Below are 21,108 nucleotides of genomic sequence, written 5' to 3' on the forward strand. Positions count from 1 at the left end.
CTGAGGGAATTGTGCGTAAAAGATGAATTTTAGATAAGTAGTCGCGAATTATAGATAGCGGCTATCGAGACAAAGATATCCATCTACGAAATCGAGATATCTTCCATTGAATTCTTGATATGCACTCATGAATTCCAGATATCACAATAAATGCGTTATTAGTGGTGCCAGTTAACCACCCAACTGGCAATTTTTTTGTAAGTGACACCTTGAGTTACTAACAGAAAAGTGGCAGGCGCAAGCCACCAAATACATGTCTGAGGGAATTGTGCGTAAAAGATGAATTTTAGGTAAGTAGTCGCGAATTCCAGATAACGACTATCGACACAAAGATATTCATCCACGAAATCGAGATATCCTCCATTGAAATCTTGATATCCACTCACGAATTCCAGATATCACAATAAATGCGATATTAGTGGTGCCAGTTGACCACTCAACTGGCAATTTTTCTGTTAGTGGCACCTTGAGGTACTAACAGAAAAGTGGCAGGCGCCAGCCGTCAGCCACCAAATACAGGTCTGAGGGAATTGTGCGTAAAAGATGAATTTTAGATAAGTAGTCGCGAATTATAGATAGCGGCTATCGAGACAAAGATATCCATCTACGAAATCGAGATATCTTCCATTGAATTCTTGATATGCACTCATGAATTCCAGATATCACAATAAATGCGTTATTAGTGGTGCCAGTTAACCACCCAACTGGCAATTTTTTTGTAAGTGACACCTTGAGATACTAACAGAAAAGTGGCAGGCGCGAGCCGTCAGCCACCAAATACAGGTCTGAGGAATTGTGCGTAAAAGATGAATTTTAGATAAGTAGTCGCGAATTATAGATAACGACTATCGAAATGAAGATATCCAAATATGAAATCGAGATATCTCAGTATGAATACTCGATATCTACCAGCGAATTCTAGATATCCACGCAAATTCGCTACCCTACTCATGAATTTGCTATAACAATCATTGAATTCGTGAAAACTTATCTAGTTTCCAGTTATTGTTTATAATTGTAAAAAATAAAGAACCCCCGCTCTACCCTTGGTAAATCAACATTCCCGCATCATCTTCAAAATATAGAATCCCCATTAATTAATAAAAATGAGCACAAAGAAATACCAAAATTATTACTTGTGAAACCAAAAGACCTATTATCAATTAAAATTGATAGATTCATATAACCTATGAACGTTTCAAGAAGGAGTAACTATATATCTAAAAATCTCCAAATTACAAAAAATGTAATCATTTTAGTAATTATGGTAAATAAAATAAGGTTTTCAAGGTTCTTAATATATGTTAAATTTCAAATTGTTAATTAATTCGACAAGATTGTCACGTTTCTGAAATATTTGTCAGAAATAGAAGAAACATAATTAGGGAGGAAACTAGATTGAGTATGAAAAAGAAAAGCATGTTTATTGCACTTGCAACCACATTGGCACTTAGCACTGCATCTTTCGGTGCGCCGGCTCCAACAGCAGCGACACAATTAGCAAAACAAATTCCGACGCTTAACTTGCAAAAACCAGCGTTGAAAATACCAGAACGTTTAGCGGTTCCTCAGAACCCAAGCGAAAAAGTTCGCATTATCGTGGAACTTGAAAAAGCACCGGCAATTGAAACTGCTACAAAGAAAGGCAAGCTCTACAAAGACCTTCCGAAGTCGGAACGTAAAAATGTAGAAGCAGCAATCAAAGCAGATCAAAAGAAAGTAAAAGATAAAGTAAAAGGTAAAGCCAAAAATGTTAAATTTAAAGAAGAGTTTAATGCAGTCTTCAATGGTTTCTCTGCTGAAGTAGAAGCGGGCGACGTTGCGGGCATCGCACAAACGGAAGGCGTAAAAGCCATCTATGAAACAAACGAATATACAAGACCAAGTGAAGAACCGAATATGGTTCATTCCAAAGAATTGGTTCAAGCTCAACTTGCATGGGAAAAATATTCGTTCAAAGGTGAAGGCATGGTCGTGGGTGTCATCGATACAGGTATCGACCCAAGCCACCGCGACATGGTTCTTTCTACAGAAACGGATGAAGACATTACGGCAGATGAAGTAAATGGATTGTTAGCTGGTGGAGAAATCGAGCCAGGTAAATACTTCACTGATAAAGTTCCTTATGGCTATAACTACATGGACGGCAACCAGGAAATCCGTGATTTAGGTCCGGATGCATCCATGCACGGTATGCACGTTTCAGGAACAGTTGGCGCAAACGGTGACGAAGAAAACGGTGGAATTAAAGGGGTAGCCCCTGAAGCTCAATTATTAGCACTTAAAGTGTTTGGGAACGATCCATTATACCCATCAACGTTTGGAGACATTTACGTAAAAGCGATGGACGATGCAATTAAACTTGGAGCAGACGTAATTAACATGTCACTTGGTTCGACTGCAGGATATGTCGATAACACAAGCCCAGAACAGCAAGCAGTTTCACGTGCACAAGATAACGGTTTATTAGTAGCCATTTCCGCTGGTAACTCGGATATGTTTGGGTCAGGTACATTCTACCCAATGGCGAATAACCAAGATTACGGTTTGACTGGTTCACCTTCTGTTTCTGAAGATTCATTTGGTGTAGCATCATTTGAAAATAACATGATCACAGCATCTAGTTTCAAATATGAAGTTAATGGAACAGAAGCAGGACGTTCATTATTCCTGCTTGCAAATGACCAAGATCCTAACGACCTACCGGAAGATCAATATGAAATCGAATTTGCAGGTTTTGGTACAGTTGCCGACTTCTCTGGTAAAGACTTAACAGGCAAATTCGCACTTGTATCTCGCGGAGGAATTTCATTCGTTGAAAAAGCACTGAATGCACAAGCTGCGGGCGCTGAAGGAATCATTGTTTACAATAATGCTGCAGGTACTATCAATATGGCATCTGATCCAGCCATCAAGATTCCGTTCATGTCCACACTTCAAGCAGATGGACTGGCAATGAAAGCTAGTCTTGATGCAGGGCAAGTCGTAAATGTCGGGTTTGACGGAAAATATATCGATGCACCAAGTCCAACTGCAGGCAAAATGAGTTCATTCACGTCTTGGGGTCCTACACCAAACTTGGACTTCAAACCGGAAATCACGGCTCCAGGTGGAAATATCTTCTCGACCTTAAACAATGATTCTTATGGTTTGATGAGCGGTACATCAATGGCAGCTCCACACGTAGCGGGCGGTACTGCTCTAGTGATGGAACGAGTGAATAAAGAGTTCGGACTAACTGGTGCAGAGCGCGTGCAGTTTGCGAAAAACTTGATGATGAACACAGCTAAACCAGTAGTTTTTGCTGAATACGATGGTATGAAAGAATATGTATCACCACGTCGTCAAGGGGCTGGCATCATGCAGCTTGCAAACGCTTTGGAAACAGATGTAATGGTAACAAACAAAGCAACAGGCGAAGCGAAAGTAGCCTTGAAAGAAATCAAAGATGGCAAATTCAAATTCACATTGAAGGCGAAAAACTTCTCAGATGAAGCGAAAAAATTCAATGTTGATGTTCAACTTCAAACTGACCATGCATTGAAAACTTCTGGATATGACGTAGTTGTACCGAACATTGCAGGTTCAAATATCGTGACGGATTTAGTGGATGTTCAAGCCCCTAAAACTGTAGAAATCGCTGCAAATGGCGAAGCAGAAATTCAAGTATCTGTCGATGCTTCATTATTGAAAGACACGGCAGGTTTCGAAACATTCGTTAACGGATTCTTCATTGACGGTTTCGTAACATTAAATGACCCGAACGAAGAAACATCAGGAAATGTACCTTTAACAGTTCCGTTCTTTGGCTACAACGGTTCATGGGATGATGCATCAATTTTTGACGGCAGTGCTTGGGAATCATCTACTTACTGGGGCTACCAAGGTTTGGTGGATGAAGTAGGGAACTATATTAAAGGACCATCATTAGGTGAGAACTTCGATCCTTCGAAATTTGCATTCTCTCCAAATGGCGATGGTAACATCGATTCAGCCACTCCAGTTTACTCGTTGATACGCAATGCGAAAAACCTGGAAGTCAACGTATTGGATGCCAACGGTAAAAAAGTTCGCACAATCCGTACGGAAACGAACATGACGAAAAACTATATTGATTCAGCTACAAACCCTGCGTACAAGTTAAATTCAGCTAATGCATGGGACGGCATGATTAATGGAAAACTCGCTGCAGATGGCCAGTACTTCATTCAAGTGCGTGGTGTAATTGATTTCGAGGGTGCAGAATGGCAGTCTGTTGAGTTCCCGATTTATGTGGATACGAAAGCACCTGAAGCTAAATATAAATTCGATCAAAAGAAAAACATCATTTCGACAAACACACTCCAAGATGCTGGAATTGGTCTTGATCGAGTAGAAGTATATGTAAACGGTGTTGAACGTGAAGAACTTGCAGAACTTGCAAAAGAATATGAAGTTAAAAATGTGAAAAAAGGCGACAAAGTCACACTTAAAGTTTGGGATATTGCTGGGAACGTAAAAGAACAAACCTTTGCAATCAAAACAACAAGTGCTGATTATAAAGAAGACGGGGAAGAACCAGGCGAAGAACCAGGCGAAGAACCAGGAACAACACCTGGTGACGGCGGGTCTGATGACGATACGTCAGCACCGAACGAGCCTGAAACAATTGAACCGGTAATCTTCATCAATACACCTAGTTTCTTCAGCAACCATAAAACATCACAAGTAGTGGTGGCAGGTTCTGTTGAAGACGATTCCAACATCGCTTCATTGAAAGTAAATGGACAAACGCCGACATCATTTGACGGCAAAAACTTTACACACACACTGACACTGGCTGACGGTGTGCAACAAGTCAATGTGGAAGCAATCGACGAGTTCGGAAATGATATGGGCATCACACGCCGCATTTTCGTGGACACGACAAAACCAACAGTAGCAGCGGTAAAAGTACCTAAAACGGTAAAATCGAACGAAGCAAACCCGATCATCCAAGTAAAAGTCGGCGACAACTTCGATGAAATCCGTCTATATGTAAACGACAGTGAAGTATTCTACAAACCAATTTCAGAACCATACGCAATGAACGGCTACAGCCAAACAGTTGATGTGGAACTTCCATTGGTAAAAGGCAACAACACGTTCGAGTTGAAAGTAGTGGACTTGGTTGGCCATGAAGCAACCCAAACAATCAAAGTTTCAAAACAAAAAAAATAACCGAATTAGCTACAAAACCCTTTCCCTTTAAATAGGAGAAAGGGTTTTGTGTTTTATTGTACGTAAAAGGTGAATTTTAGATAAACAGAAATGAATTATAGATATATGCTCACGAAATGGAGATATCCACCCGCGAAATCGAGATATCCATCACCCAATTCTCGATATCCACCTACGAAATCGAGATATCCCCGCCAACCCGCTATAACTTTACCCGAAATCGCCATAACCCCCACCGGCCGTTGGGAAAATACAACCAAATTCTCAATAACTAGAATACTCTCACAAGAAATTTGCTATGATAGAAAAAAACCTATTTTCAAAGGAGCGGTTGCAGATGCAAAAACCTATGCATACTTTTGAACAATACTTCCTGATGAATACCGATGACGTCATTCAATATGTGAAAGCCAAAATAGAGTCATTCCAAAATGCACAACAGATTACTTGCAAAGAAATTGGTGACGGCAACTTGAACTATGTGTACCGCGTCGTCAACGAGGAAACGAAAGAATCAGTTRTCGTCAAACAAGCGGGTACGACTGCGCGCATTTCAGATGAATTCGTCCTGTCGACTAGCCGTAACAAAATCGAGACCGAAGCACTTCAACTGCAACATACGCTGGCACCTGGACTGGTTCCTGAAATTTATCTGTTGGATGAAACGATGAGCTGTTGCGTCATGGAGGACTTGTCGCATCTGACAATCATGCGCACTGCGCTGACAAATTTCGAGACGTTCCCTCATTTCGCGGAACATATCACCGACTTCCTCGTGAACACATTGCTGCGCACAAGTGACGTTGTCCTGAACCATAAAGATAAGAAAGAACTGGTCGCAAAATTCACGAACCCAGAGCTTTGTGAAATTTCGGAAGACCTCGTGTTCACGGAGCCATTCCACAACAACTTTAACCGCAACGAAGTGACACCGGGGAATGAACAATTTGTCCAGACGCACCTTTACGAAAACGAAGTGCTTCACTTGGAAGTAGCGAAATTGAAGTTCCAGTTTATGAACAACAGTCAATCACTCATTCATGGCGACCTACATACGGGCTCGATTTTCATCAATCAAAATGACACGAAAGTCATCGATCCCGAGTTCGCATTCTTCGGACCTATGGGCTACGATATCGGTAACGTCATGGCCAACCTGATTTTTGCATTCGCTCGCGGTGATGCATACCAAAACAAAGAATTCACGGTATGGGTAGAAAATACATTATTCGACGTAATGGACTTATTCGACACGAAATTCCGCATTGCTTGGGACGACCACGCAACGGAACTCGTTGCTAAAAACGTAGATTTCAAAGAACATTACTTACAAAACATCCTGAAAGACACAGCTGGCATGGCAGGTCTTGAACTAGCACGCCGCATCGTGGGCTTAGCGAAAGTGAAAGACATCACCACCATCGAACCGATCGAAAACCGTCTGAAAGCAGAAAGACTCTGCTTGCGTGTCGCAGTGGAACTAATCCTTAACCCGTCAGAATTCCAAACAGGCGGACAATACTTAACAGCGCTACAAAACGCACTACAGGAGGAAAACAAATGACTGAAGCACTGAACCCGATAGAATGGAAAAACGATGCACTTGTCTTGCTTGACCAAACCAAGCTTCCTAACGACATTGTCTACGAAGAATTCACAACTGTCGAAAGCGTCTGGGATGCCATCGTCACGATGAAAGTTCGCGGTGCCCCAGCGATTGGCGTTGCCGCAGCATACGGCGTTTACTTGGCTGTTCGCAATTCCGAAACCGATTTGGTGAAAGTAGTACAGAAAAGCGCAGAGTATTTGGCTACGTCCAGACCGACTGCAGTCAACTTGTTCTGGGCTCTTGACCGCATGACAGCAGTCAAAGCGCCGGACGCTACTTACAAAGAAGCTTTATTAGCGGAAGCAATAGCCATTCATAAAGAAGATGAAGAAATCAACCGCACCATCGGCGAAAACCTATTAACGTTACTAACTGACGGCATAGGCATCCTGACACATTGTAACGCGGGTGCTCTAGCAACTTCGAAATACGGAACAGCCACTGCACCCATGTATCTGGCAAAAGAAAAAGGCTGGGATTTCAAAGTGTACGCTGACGAAACACGCCCTCGTCTACAAGGATCTACATTGACGGCACTGGAACTGAGCAGAGCGGGAATCGATGTAACGGTCATTACGGATAATATGGCCGCTATGGTTATGTCACAAGGCAAAGTACAAGCTGTTATCGTCGGTTGCGACCGAGTAGCTGCAAACGGTGATACGGCCAATAAAATCGGTACACTTGGAGTGTCCATTTTAGCAAAACACTACAACATTCCGTTTTACGTGGCAGCACCAACACCAACCATTGACCTAAATACACCAACGGGCACGCAAATTCCGATTGAGGAAAGACATAAATCCGAAGTCATCGAAGGCTTTGGCAGACTGACGGCACCGGCAGATGTTAATGTGTACAACCCCGCATTCGACGTCACACCACACGAACACATCACGGCCATAGTCACTGAAAAAGGAATTGTTCGTGCACCTTACGAAGAAAACCTGAAAAAACTATTTCGCTAAACATAGTAGATATACACCATGAATGGAGGAACAACCTATGTTTATGAAAGAACGCAATGAAATTGTCGATTATTGTAAGTTATTGAGAACACGAGGCCTAACCAAAGGGACGGGGGGCAATATTTCCATCTTCGACCGTGAATCCGGCCATATGATCATCAGTCCGAGCGGCATCGATTACGACATCATGACAGCTGAAGATGTAGTCGTATGTAATCTGCAAGGGAAAGTCATCGCTGGCGATAAAAAGCCATCAAGCGAATTCCCGATGCACGCGATTTTCTATCAACAACGTACAGACATAGATGCAATCGTCCATACTCATTCCATGCACGCCACCGTGCTTGCATCACTAAGATGGAATTTGCCAGCAGTGTCATATTTGGTTGCTTATGCAGGAAAAGACGTACGCTGTGCGGAGTATGCGAGTTTTGGTACATCAGAACTTGCGACCAATGCCTTCGAAGGGATGAAAGATCGACAAGCTGTCTTTCTGGCTAATCACGGGCTATTGGCAGGTGCGAACAATATTGCTACCTCATTCGCCATCGCGGAAGAAATCGAATTTTGCTGCGAAGTGTATTTGAAAGCAAAGGCCGTGGGGGAACCAGTCATTCTAGACGATAACGAAATGGCTCATATGGCGGAGAAATTCAAGTCATACGGGCAAAAATAGTAGATTCACCTGAACAAAGGGGATTTGAAAATGGTAGATTTATAACCTGTCACACAGCAGGTAGCAAATTCGATCCGAAAGCAAATGCAACGCGTGCTGAAGTAGCAGTCATGCTATACCGCGCACTGGATATACTGAACGAGTTATAAGGTTTAATACTCACTGCTAGAATAATACTCACAGCTAATGACCTCTTCCTATCAATGGGGAGAGGTCATTTTTATTTTGTTTAAGCAGTTATTAATCGCGATTTTGTTATAAACATCCCCGATTTTGTCGAAATGGCTCTAAATTCAATAACTAACTTCCAAACTCCGACAATCTCGATGTCATAAATCGACATTAATTTACATTTTTGAAATACAAAAGTAATATAAAAACACTCTAAATAAGTAACTATTAATCTATTATTATGGTAAAATTTACCCTGTTGCCTTTTATGGGTAACGATGTTTGAATCTTCAGACATAAAAAAGGAGGGGAACTTTAGCAACTATTGAGACATAAAATCATTTAGGGGGAATTGAGAATTGAAAAAAAACAAGTTGAATAAGTTCTTCAGTAGCATTCTTGCAATGTTTATGGTTCTTTCATTGTTGACGCCAATGTCGGCATCGGCAAACACGAAACAGCTGAAACCATTTAAGCAGAATGTTCAAACTGAAACGCAGTTAGAATTAAAAGCAGCTATTGCAGAGCAAATGGACGTCTTAGAGGGCGGACCAAGACTTCACAAAAATTTATTAGGTGTTTCAGGCGATAAAGAAGTAGCGGTTATTGTTCATTTGTCTGAGGAACCTGTAGCCCTGAAACAGGGAATTAACGAATTGGCTGGGAAAAAGTTCACGAACGCTCAAGCGGCTAAAGTGAAGGCGAACGTAGATGCGCAACAGTCCCTCGTTAAGAAACAAATGAGTTCGAAAGGCATTTCAGTCAAGCAAGGCTATACATTCAATACAGTGTTGAACGGTTTTGCGGCAACTGTAAAAGCGAATGACCTTAAAAAATTGCTTTCAATTCCAGGCGTTACTTTAGTAGAACCGGATGTAACGGTTTATGCATTGGGAGACAAGCAATCAACTGCAACGAAGTCAACATCTAATCTTGATAAGGATGGCAAGATGGAAGCGGCAATGAATACGAGCCTTTCATTCTTAGGAATTAAAAAGTTATGGGACGAAGGATATAAAGGGGAAGGCATTAAAGTAGCTGTACTTGATACAGGTATTGACAAAGATCACCCAGAATTTGCTGGAACTTATAAAGGCGGTAAAAACTTTGTCCCTCAAGTAGCTGGAACAGAATATACTCGTACGCGTGCTGATGATGATGCGTCTGAGACATCACCACTTGAACGTCCAGCTAATAAACCGGAATTCAACGCTAACGGCAGTGCATTCTATACGTCTCACGGTACACACGTAGCAGGGACAATTGCAGCTGTTGGAAACAATGAATACGGGATTAAAGGGATTGCACCAAAAGTAGACCTTTACGCTTACCGTGTACTTGGTGCATACGGTAGCGGGGCTACTTCAGGTATCATCAAAGCAATCGATACAGCAGTAATCGAAAAAATGGATGTTATCAACTTGTCACTTGGTGGCGGACCTAACTCTGAAACGGACAGCGGATCATTTGCGATTAACAACGCGATGATGGCAGGTACAATTTCAGTAATTGCAACAGGTAACTCAGGCCCGAAACGTGGGACGATGGGAACTCCATCTACTGCACGTTTAGGAATCGCAGTTGGTAATACAACAAACCCTGAAACACTACACAACGGGAAAGTAAATGTCACAGTCGGTGGCTACAATCTTTCTAAACAATTACAGTTGATGGGAACTACTTTCGGTAAAGACGTTGCAACACAACTTCAAGGTGAGTTCGACTTAGTAGCAGTTCCTGGAAATGGTACTGCTACTGACTACAATGGTCTTAACGTTAAAGGGAAAATCGCACTTGTCTCACGTGGTTCAATTGCATTTGTTGACAAAATTGCATTTGCAAAAGAAAACGGTGCAGTAGGAGTGATCATCCACAACATAGCAGGAGGTACGAATGCACCGAATGCATCAGGAACTTTCCTTGGTGACTCATTTGCATTCATCCCAGCATTTGATATGTCGCAAACAGACGGAGATGCAATCCGTGCGGCATTAAAAGGTGGAACTGGAAAAGTTACTTTCGGTAACTTTGCTTCAGCAAAAACTCTTGGTGATGATGTAAATGATTCAAGTTCACGTGGACCATCCACTCCGAACTTCGATATCAAACCAGATGTAACAGCACCTGGTACAAACATCATGTCATCTATTGCCATGTACAAAGCAGATTTCCCAGAAGCAACATATGACGAAGCTTATGATCGTTATACGGGAACATCAATGGCTACACCACACATCGCAGGAATCGCGGCACTTGTTAAACAAGCAAATCCAAACTGGAATGCGTTTGACGTGAAAGTGGCACTTTCGAACACGGCAAAAATTCTTGATACAGCTAAATACGATGTCTTCTCTCAAGGGGCTGGACGTGTAGACGCGTATGCAGCTGCACATCCAGGTGCACTCGCTTATGCACTAGACAAAGCTACTCTTAACGGTAGCGGACAAATAGTGGATAACTTAAAAGGGACAGTTACATTCGGTCCACAATCACTTAAAGAAAATCTTTCAGTTACGAAACAAATTCTTGTAAAAGATTTAAAAGGTAAGGGCGGAGATTACAATGTGACAGTTGACGTTACAAAATCTTTCGGCGATGCAAAACTTACAATCGATAAACCGACATTCACATTGAATGGCGAGCAAATGTTAAACGTTACACTGACTGCATCAAAAAATGCAGCGCCAAAAGCAGGAGATGAAATTCTGGGCTACATTCACATTAATGGAGCAGACAATGAAATTTCATTACCATTCGCAGCGGACTTCGGTGGAGCGGCAGCGACGGAATTTAAAGACTTTAACATTACTGAGACAGACCTATCGTTTAACGGCGATGGAGTACAAGATGAAGCATTACTTTCCTTTACATTAACTGGGAATGTAACAAATAACTACATCGAACTTTTCGACATCATGAACCCTGAAGGCGGAGAATATGGAGACGGCTATATCGGATATGTGCATGCCGGCAATTCTCTTGCAGCAGGAAAGTACACTTTGGCAGTAAAGGGTCAGTACAAACCTTGGACGTCTGGTGTTCCTGCTGGGAAAATCCCTGATGGTCTATATACATTTGACTTCTCAGGAAAAACAGTTTCAGGAAACCCTGCAGTTGTTGGTGACTATGTTGGACCGGTTGTTGTGAAAACAACAAAACCTGAAATTACTGGTTCTGTAGTGACTGGCGTAGCAACTGGACAAGTAACTGACAAATATATCGAATACAACACAGAGTTAGAGAATTATGGACTTGATTTTGACCTTAATGAAAAATTACATGCATCATATGTGATCACTTTAAACGGTGTTGCGGGACAATCTGTGCCATTTGTGCTTGAACAAAATGGGACATTCTCATTCCCAGTTTCAACTCTTAACGCAGAAACAGATACAGTTACTGTAAATGTAGTAGATGAAGCTGGTAACCATAATGAAGTAGTCATCTTTGGAGAAGTACCAATTCCGGAAGTACCAATCGAAGCACCACCAATCGTACCGGTACCGTCCAATCCGATTGACCCATCAAACAAATACGTGAGTTCATTTGGATTTGATAGCATCGCGATCTCTCCAAATGGTGATGGGAAATTGGATAAAGCGAATTTTTCATATGTACTAAAAGAAGCACCAAAATACGCAACAACTATCGATGTACTCGATCCGAATAAATACACTGGCACTCCAAAACCGGCAGGACATATTGGAGACATTCTGTTTGACGTGACAAAAGCGAAAACAAAATCAGGAGTATTTGACGGCTCATATACAAACGGCTATACCTATGAAAAAGGAAAGCTAAATGACGGAATTTATGGAATGAAAGTTAACACAACGAGTACCACGAATGAAGCAATAACAGCAACAGTCAAGCCTATATTTGTAAAATCAACAGCACCTACAATCACAAGTGAAAACGCAACAGATGTGGATGCAACAGAATTTACACTTGTAGGAAAAGTTGAAGATAAATTCTTCGGTTACGAAGCTGTACTAAAAGAACACTTTGGTGTAGAAGCATTTGACGTGAATAATTACCTTAAAGCTTCTTATGTAGTTCAGGACAAAAAATTCAAGACAGTTGATCAAGGTACATTTAGCATTAATGCTGATGGAACTTACTCAATTCAATTGGTTGATCTTCAAAAAGGTCAAAAATACAAAGTTTCTGTAATCGTACAGGACATCGCTGGAAACGATACAGTTGAAGCATTCACTGTTGAAACTGTTCCTGCACCAGTAGCTGTCGTTACACTTTCAGTTAATCAAACTGATCTTTCAATTGAAGAAGGTAATACTGCTTCTGTAAAAGTTACAGAAACAACAACAGTTGGAGATGAATCAGTAGACGTTGATGTAACTGCTGACGCAGCATACGCTGTTGAAGACGATGCAATCGTTTCTGTCGTAGCGGGAGTAATTACTGCTAAAGCAGCAGGCGAAACAGCAATCACAATCACACATGGTGAAAAATCTGTGACTGTGAACGTTACCGTAACAGAAAAACCAGTTCCAGACGTAAAAACTCTTAAAGTCAACAAATCTACTGTAGCACTTGAAGTAGGAGCAACAGAAAAATTAGTAGTTACAGAAACAACTACTAAAGCAGATGAAACTTCTACTGAAGAAGACGTAACAGCTACAGCAACTTACGATGGCTTTGATAGCGACGTAATTTCTGTAGAGGCTGGTTTAATTACAGCGAAAGCAGTAGGAACAACTGACATTACCATTACAGTAGGCGACAATACAAAAACTGTAAGTGTGACAGTCACAGCAGTACCAGTTCCAGACGTTAAAACAATCGGAGTAAATAAATCTACTGTAGCACTTGAAGTAGGAGTAACAGAAAAATTAGTAGTTACGGAAACAACTACTAAGAATGGTGAAGAACCTACAACTAAAGACGTGACAGCAGACGCTACCTATGACGTTGAAAATGTAACTGTTGTATCAGTAGACAAAGGCTTAGTCACAGCTAAAGCAGCAGGAACTTCAAAAGTAACAGTAACTTACGGCGGCAAAACGGCTGTAGTAAACATAACAGTAGCCGATGCACCGGTCTTGCCAGTTATATCTCTATCGTTGAATAAAACTAAAGTAGATCTAACTGTAGATGGCAAAGAACAAATTACAGTTAACCAGACGGTAAAAGAAGCTGGTAAAGACGATGTCACAACTAATGTAACGGCAGATGCTACGTATGTAGTTGAAAAAGAAGCAGTTGTATCAGTAGACAAAGGTTTAATCACAGCTAAAGCTGCTGGAACAACTAAAGTAACAGTTCAATACAAAGGTCAATCAGTGACATTGGATGTAAACGTACAGAATAAACAGGTTGTTATTCCACCTGCGCCACCAGCACCATCGAACCCTGGTCAGGTGACTGTGGATGGAAATACAGCTTCAGCTCAAGTGAATGACCCTGCAATAAAAGAAGTTAAAGTAGATGTACCAGCTTTAACTGAAGCACAACCTGAAGTAAGTGCAAAATTACCAACAGGATCATTGAATACAATTGCTCAATCTTCAAAACCACTTGTTATCAAATCTGGTAACACAGAAGTGGCTGTACCAAATGAAGTATTGAAAGCAATCGCAGCTGGTTCGCCTGAAAGTGCGACAGTTTCTGTGAAAATGTCTAAATCAACAGATATAAACGGAGCAGCATCAGCTACTTATGAATTTACAATCACAACTGTAAAAGCTGGAATTACAACAAATGTTTCTACTTTCTCAGAACCAGTTCAAGTAACACTTCCAGTTACTGCAACAGTAAAAAATCCACGTAAAGTGGCTGCCTACTATGTGAACGAGACTTCGAAATCACTGGACTATGTGGGTGGAACGTACGATAATGGCAAATTTGTTTTCAAAACAAATCACTTCTCGAAATTCGTAGTAATCGAACATGCGAAAACATTTAGCGATATCCAAAAGTACTGGGCACAGGATGAAATTGAAGTACTGGCTTCTCGTTCAATCACAAGCGGGAAAACAGATGCAACATTTAACCCGGAAGGTAAAATTACACGCGCTGAATTTGCTGTATTGATTGCACGTGCGTTGAATCTTCCGATGGATGAGTACCAAGGAACATTCAAAGATGTACCAACAAGCAAAGCATGGGCTTATGCTGGTATTGAAGCTGCATACCGTGCTGGTATCGTTAACGGGAAAACGAAAGACTCGTTCAATCCAGATGCGCTTATCACACGTGAAGAAATTGCAGCAATCGTTGTTCGTGCAGTGAAATATCAAGATGCGACACTACTAAAAGATGTAGATTCTTCTAAATCATTTGCGGATGATAAAGCAATCGGCGATTTCGCCAAGGTATCAGTAAAACAAGCAGTAGGTTTAGGCATCATCACAGGTCGTTCAGGAAATAAATTCGATCCGAAAGCAAATGCAACTCGTGCGGAAGCGGCAGTTATGTTATACCGCGCACTGGATAAAATGAATGAATTTTAATGCCAAACAAAAGAGTCAGCCTCGTGCTGGCTCTTTTCTATAATTTTTAAGTAAATTAATTTTTCAGAATGTGCAGGAGAACTTACAATTTAGAAATATGATATCGTAAAATACAATTTGGAATATAAATCCAATCAATATTTAAGTAGGTACTTAGCAGTCTAAACCAACTGGATAAACCGTTATAAAAGTCTTGTGCTATATCAGAATAGTTTCCTTATAACCCATAAAAAACCATATTTTCTAAATGTGAAACTTTAGCTCTATTAATGTTTTAAAAAATAATAGTTAATTAAAACTATTAGTAGTTTACCAAATACATACTTTTTATCTACAGAAATTTCATTTCCAGGTTTTGTAATCAAAATGTAACATAAGTTATTCTGTTTTTATATTTGCAACAATCAAAATATATGGTAAATTTCTAATTGTTACATAATTTAGTGAAATCTATTGAATGGAAATTAATCTAAGTTATGAAACTCAAAAAGGGAGGAAAGCAGATTGAGTAATTCTAGAAAAAGCATGATGGTTGCAATGGCAGCTTCACTAGCACTTAGTACAGCAACAATCGGCGCACCAGCTCCAGCAGATGCTGCGAAATTAGAAAAACAGGTTCCTGTTATCAATGTGCAAAAACCGGCTAAAAAGATTCCGGATCGATTTGTTGCACCTGAAAATCCAACTGAAAAAGTGCGTATCATCGTTGAACTTGAAAAAGCTCCAGCGATTGAAACGGCTACTCAAAAGGGTGTTCTTTACAAAGAACTTCCACAATCCCAACGTAATAGTTTAGAAGATTCAATTGAACAAGATCAAGAGAGAGTTCAAGCGAACATTTCGAAGTTTGCTAAGAACATTGATTTCAAGGAAAACTTCACAACTGTATTTAATGGTTTCTCTGCTGTAGTCGATGCAAAAGATGTAGCACGTATCGCACTTACTCCTGGTGTTAAGTCTGTACACGAATCTACTGAATATGCCCGTCCCGTAGCAACACCAGAAATGACACACTCAAAAGAATTAGTACAAGCCCAACTAGCGTGGGAAAAATATAACTTCAAAGGTGAAGGAATGGTAGTTGGTGTCATTGATACGGGGATTGACCCTACTCACCGTGACATGATCCTGACTGACGAAACATCTGGCGACATCACTTCAGAAGAAGTAAGTACATTGGTTGGCAATGGCTCAGTCGAAGCGGGTAAATACTTCACTGCGAAAGTTCCTTACGGTTACAACTACATGGACGGCAACCTGGAAATCCGAGACATCGGTCCGGGAGCGTCAATGCATGGTATGCACGTTTCAGGTACTGTAGGAGCAAATGGTGACGAAGAAAAAGGTGGAATCCAAGGAGTAGCTCCTGAAGCTCAACTTTTGGCACTTAAAGTATTTGGTAACGATCCATTGTTCCCATCAACTTTCGGTGATATCTATGTAAAAGCAATGGATGATGCAATCAAGCTTGGTGCAGACGTCATTAACATGTCATTAGGTTCAACAGCCGGGTATGTCGATAATTCGAATCCAGAACAAATGGCTGTAACACGTGCGCAAGATAGTGGTATTTTGGTAGCCATATCTGCAGGGAACTCAGATATGTTTGGTTCTGGTACATTCTATCCAATGGCAGATAACCAAGATTACGGTTTGACTGGATCACCATCTGTTTCTAAAGATTCATTCGGTGTTGCTTCATTCGAAAATAGCCACGTTACGGCTTCGAGTTTCACATATGAATTTGATGGTGTACAAACAGGTCGTGCAATGTTCTTGTTGGCAAATGACGCAGAACCAAATGATCTTCCTGAAGAAGAGTACCCGATCGAGTCCGCAGGGTTTGGAACAGTGGCTGATTTCGCAGGAAAAGACTTAACAGGTAAATTTGCATTAGTATCTCGCGGAAGCATTTCATTTGTTGAAAAAGGCTTGAATGCACAAGCTGCTGGAGCTGCTGGTGTTATTGTTTATAACAACGCGGCTGGTACAATCAGCATGGCATCAAGCTCAGATATCAAAATTCCTTACATGTCGGCACTTCAAGTAGATGGCGTGGCACTTAAAGCAGCTCTTGATACAGGAAAAGAAGTTACTGTAGGTTTCGATGGGCAATATATCGAAGTGGCTAGTCCGACTGCAGGAAAAATGTCTGGATTCACTTCTTGGGGTCCGACACCGAACTTGGATTTTAAACCTGAAATCACAGCTCCAGGTGGAAACATCTTCTCGACATTCAATAACAATGAATACGGTTTGATGAGCGGTACATCAATGGCAGCGCCACACGTAGCCGGAGGTACGGCATTGGTAATGGAACGTGTGAACAAAGAGTTCGGCTTGACTGGCGCAGCTCGCGTACAGTTTGCTAAAAATTTGATGATGAACACAGCTAAACCAGTAGTTTTGGATGAATACGATGGTATGAAAGAATACGTATCACCACGTCGTCAAGGTGCTGGAATCATGCAACTTGCGAACGCATTAGAAACTGACGTTATGGTAACAAACAAAGCAACTGGCGAAGCGAAAGTAGCATTGAAGGAAATCAAAGATGGCAAATTCACATTTACATTGAAAGCGAAAAACTTATCGGATGAAGCGAAAAACTTCAATGTTGATGTTCAACTTCAAACTGACCATGCATTGACAACTTCTGGATATGACGTAGTTGTACCAAACATTGCAGGTTCAAATATCGTGACGGACCTAGTGGATGTTACGGCTCCTGAATCTATAGAAATCGCTGCAAATGGCGAAACTGAAATTCAAGTATCTGTAGATGCTTCTCTATTGAAAGACATGGAAGGCTTCGAAACATTCGTAAACGGATTCTTCATTGACGGATTCGTGACGCTTGAAGATCCTAACGAAGTAACTTCCGGAAATGTACCATTGAATGTACCGTTCTTCGGATTCAATGGCTCATGGGATGATGCAGCAATTTTTGATGGYAGTGCTTGGGAAGAATCCACTTACTGGGGTTACCAAGGATTGGTTGACCAAAACGGTGACTCTATCACTGGTCCATCATTAGATGAAAACTTCAATCCATCGAAATTTGCTTTCTCACCAAATGGCGATGGTAACATCGACTTGGCAGTCCCAGTTTACTCATTAATGCGTAATGCTAAGAAATTAGAAGTAAATGTATTAGATTCAAACGGCAACAAAGTACGTACAATCCGTACTGAAAAGAATTTAACGAAAAACTATATTGATTCTGCAACAAATCCAGCTTATAAGTATAATTCAGCTAATGGTTGGGACGGGAAAATCAATGGAAAACCTGCTCCAGATGGCCAATATACGATTGAATTACGCGGTGTAATCGACTTTGAAGGTGCTGAATGGCAATCATATGAATTCCCGATCATCGTGGATACAAAAGCACCAACTGCTGAGATCTCATTCGATGCTGCAACAAAAACAGTTGCTCTTGCAAATGTTAAAGACAATTCAGGTGGCGTAGGTATTGACCGCGTTGAAGTATACGTCAAAGGTAAAGAAGTAAAAGAAGCAGCAACTCTTGACACATTTGTTATCTCAGATGCATTAGCAGCTGGCGACAGAGTAACAGTTAAAGTATTCGATATCGCCGGAAACGTTTCTAAAAAAGAATTTGTGCTTCCTAGCCCTGAAGAAACAAAACCACCAGTCATTTACTTCAAAACACCGGATGATTATTTCGTGGAGTACAAAACTTCTGAAGTAGTAGTAACAGGTACGGTAGAAGATGATTCAAACGTTGATTCACTTAAAGTGAACGGTGTAGTTGCGGATTCATTCGACGGCAAGAATTTCTCTCATAAGTTGAAGCTTACTGACGGTGTGAAAGACGTGAAAGTGGAGGCAATTGACGAGCATGGCAACGTAATGCAAATCGGTCGTAAAATCTTCGTTGATACAACAAAACCGACAGTTCAAGCTGTTGCGGCAACTGTACCATCTGGAGTAAAAACATCTTCGCCAGATCCAACAATCAAAGTTAAGGTTGGCGATAACTTCGATGAACTTCGTCTATACCTAAACGGTAACGAAGTATTTGCAAATCCATTATCTGAACCTTATGCAATGTTAGGTTACAGCCAAACAGTTGATGTTGTTCTTCCATTAGTAAATGGCAAAAATGACTTCGAATTGAAAGTAGTTGACATGGTAGGTCACGAGGCTACTCAGAACATCACGGTTATGAAACAAGATGGAGTTGTTACGCCGCCGACGCAACCACCAGTGGTAGTACCACCAGTTGTTGATCCAAAACCAGTAACATACAGTGATATCGCTAGCCACTGGGCTAAGAAAGAAATCGAGACATTAGCAACGAAGAAAATCATTCTTGGTAAAACAGCTGATTTGTTTGCACCGGAAGATAAATTGACTCGTGCTGAGTTCGCTGTATTGGTTTCTCGTGCTCTTGGTTTAGAAACAAAAGAATATGCTGGTACATTCAAAGATGTAACAACAAACAAAGCTTGGGCTTACGCTGGAATCGAAGCGGCAGCTCGCGCTGGCATCATCAACGGTAAAACTGATGGAACGTTCAATCCAGACGCGAAAATCACACGTGAAGAAATCGCGGCTATCATTGTCCGTGCTGTGAAACACGAAGATGCTGCATTATTGAACAATCTTGATACTTCAAAAGTGTTCGTTGATGATAAAAATATCAGTACTTTTGCGAAACTAAGCGTTAAACAAGCAGTGGCTTTGGGAATCGTATCTGGCCGTGGCGGCAACGTCTTCTCTCCACAAGACAATGCAACACGCGCTGAATCAGCAGTTATGCTGTACCGTGCCCTTAACAAACTAGGCGATCTATAAAAAAACATGAGGAGCCAGCGATTGCTGGCTCCTTTTTGTATGTATTCACTGGAAACTATAGGGTGAAAGGGAATAAATTACAGTTAAAACGGGAAAATCAATTTAAAAGGACATAACTCTAACTGTTATATTTCGAATAGGTATCCCATATCTTATTAGTAGAATTAATTCTATTAATATAAGCTATATTTACTTTTCTTTATAATAACTTAACAAAATAGTCGGACTTCTTACCTATTTTTACGTAATCATTATGAATTTTACAAATTCTTAAGAAAACTCTTACAATAGTCTGATATAATCAGATAGTACTAGAAATTTACTTTTTGAGGAGTGGTACGGATGACAAAAGAAGGTATTAGGAAACATGTTTTAAGTAAGATTGCACTAGCTTTCTTACTAATTCTCTCAATGGTGGCACCATTTATCACAGCACCAAGTGCTTCGGCCGCAACATCATTGACCGTCGCTGAGGCACTTGCACAATACGATGTGGCTGCTAAAAAGAATGTTACAGTGGATGGCTATATTGTCGGTTATGTTAAAGGGGAAACATCGGTAGTTAAGGCAGGTGCTACTGATGATAACAACTATGCAATTGCGGACTCAGCAAATGAAACCGATTTATCAAAAATGATTTATGTACAAGTTCCTGCTACACCTACTACATTAAGATCAACATTTGGACTTAAAACAAACCCAGGTAATATCGGTAAAAAAGTATCTGTTAGTGCTTCTCTTGAAAAATATTTTGGAAACCATGCTGGTCTAAAGGCGCCAGTTTCGGCAATGACATTCGTTGGAGGAGAAGTAGATCCACCACCTGTAGCAGAAGCAGTAGCCAATATCGCAGCTGCCCGTGCAGTAACTGATCCAGCAAAATTGATCAAAGTAAGCGGTACAGTAACAACAGGCGTTGGATTCTGGGGTCAAAAAGGCTTCTACATTCAAGACGATACTGCGGGTCTTTATGCATTTGTCTCTGCAGCTGACGTAAAACCAGGTGACATCGTTGAGCTTGAAGGGAAAGTAAGCCCGTACGCAGGCGAACTTCAAATCCAGCCAACAAAAATCACAGTGAAATCTTCTGACAACCCACTTCCAGCAGCACAAGTTATTGCGCCTACTGGAGTGAATGAAGATACTCAAGGTGAACGCATTCAATTAAACAAAGTAACAATTACTGGC

The 21,108-nt window shown here is 41.0% G+C and carries 8 protein-coding genes; 7 read left to right on the plus strand and 1 reads right to left on the minus strand.

Translation table 11 applies throughout. The features are described from left to right. The first annotated feature begins 1,398 nt into the window (after positions 1 to 1,398). The 4 genes from AC1DSL_RS11140 to AC1DSL_RS11155 all read left to right on the plus strand — a co-directional run bounded on the left by AC1DSL_RS11140 (position 1,399) and on the right by AC1DSL_RS11155 (position 8,452). Positions 1,399 to 5,199, plus strand: a complete 3,801-nt coding sequence (locus AC1DSL_RS11140) for a S8 family serine peptidase (RefSeq protein ID WP_477532222.1) — start codon at positions 1,399 to 1,401, stop codon at positions 5,197 to 5,199. A gap of 349 nt (positions 5,200 to 5,548) precedes the next feature. Continuing rightward, positions 5,549 to 6,763 (plus strand): S-methyl-5-thioribose kinase, encoded by a 1,215-nt coding sequence (gene mtnK, locus AC1DSL_RS11145; RefSeq protein WP_477532229.1) that lies wholly within the window; start codon positions 5,549 to 5,551, stop codon positions 6,761 to 6,763. After that, positions 6,760 to 7,776 (plus strand): S-methyl-5-thioribose-1-phosphate isomerase, encoded by a 1,017-nt coding sequence (gene mtnA, locus AC1DSL_RS11150; protein WP_477532223.1) that lies wholly within the window; start codon positions 6,760 to 6,762, stop codon positions 7,774 to 7,776. The genes mtnK and mtnA overlap by 4 nt, the downstream gene beginning before the upstream one ends. A 37-nt stretch (positions 7,777 to 7,813) precedes the next feature. Continuing rightward, positions 7,814 to 8,452: an L-fuculose-phosphate aldolase gene (locus AC1DSL_RS11155; RefSeq protein ID WP_477532224.1), complete on the plus strand. Its 639-nt coding sequence runs from the start codon at positions 7,814 to 7,816 to the stop codon at positions 8,450 to 8,452. Positions 8,453 to 8,501: 49 nt separating this feature from the next. Here the strand turns inward: AC1DSL_RS11155 and AC1DSL_RS11160 are convergent, their stop codons facing one another. Further along, positions 8,502 to 8,633 (minus strand): hypothetical protein, encoded by a 132-nt coding sequence (locus tag AC1DSL_RS11160; RefSeq protein WP_477532225.1) that lies wholly within the window; start codon positions 8,631 to 8,633, stop codon positions 8,502 to 8,504. Between the two features lie 349 nt (positions 8,634 to 8,982). On the opposite strand from AC1DSL_RS11160, the gene AC1DSL_RS11165 reads away from it, so the two are divergent. The 3 genes from AC1DSL_RS11165 to AC1DSL_RS11175 form a co-directional block, all read left to right on the plus strand. Then, entirely contained in the window at positions 8,983 to 15,096 is a 6,114-nt protein-coding gene (locus AC1DSL_RS11165) for a S8 family serine peptidase (protein ID WP_477532226.1), read from the plus strand. Between the two features lie 504 nt (positions 15,097 to 15,600). After that, on the plus strand, positions 15,601 to 19,920 hold the full coding sequence (locus AC1DSL_RS11170) for a S8 family serine peptidase (protein WP_477532227.1): 4,320 nt from the start codon (positions 15,601 to 15,603) through the stop codon (positions 19,918 to 19,920). Between the two features lie 342 nt (positions 19,921 to 20,262). After that, positions 20,263 to 21,108, plus strand: an 846-nt coding sequence (locus AC1DSL_RS11175) for a DUF6359 domain-containing protein (protein ID WP_477532228.1), incomplete at its 3' end; no start/stop codon positions are given.

Source organism: Paenisporosarcina sp. P4_D4 (genome assembly GCF_056401835.1).